The 264-nt window shown below is 54.5% G+C and carries 1 protein-coding gene; it reads left to right on the top strand.

Going from position 1 to position 264, the window contains the following annotated elements; all coding sequences use genetic code 11:
* Positions 1–39: 39 nt before the first annotated feature.
* A partial coding sequence (locus RMT89_RS43605) for a hypothetical protein (protein WP_315889297.1) occupies positions 40–264 on the top strand: 225 nt, incomplete at its 3' end.

Genomic DNA, 264 nt, shown 5'->3' on the forward strand with positions numbered 1-264 from the left:
GAAGATGAGCGCGATAATGTAAAATCAGTCGTTGCGCACATGGATGAGCTGATGCGGACTCCAACTATCGTTCGCGGTGCTGTGATGCCCGATGCTTGCCCATCTGGCTCTGCACCAGGCACGATCCCGGTCGGCGGCGTTGTTGCGACTCGCGATGCGATCCATCCCGGTTTCCATTCAGCTGATATTTGCTGCTCGATGGCCGTCAGCTTCTTTGAAGACGATATGAATCCTTCTGCGCTGCTCGACATTGCAATGAAGGCT

The organism is Streptomyces sp. P17, from assembly GCF_032436805.1.
Taxonomy (GTDB): Bacteria; Actinomycetota; Actinomycetes; order Streptomycetales; family Streptomycetaceae; genus Streptomyces.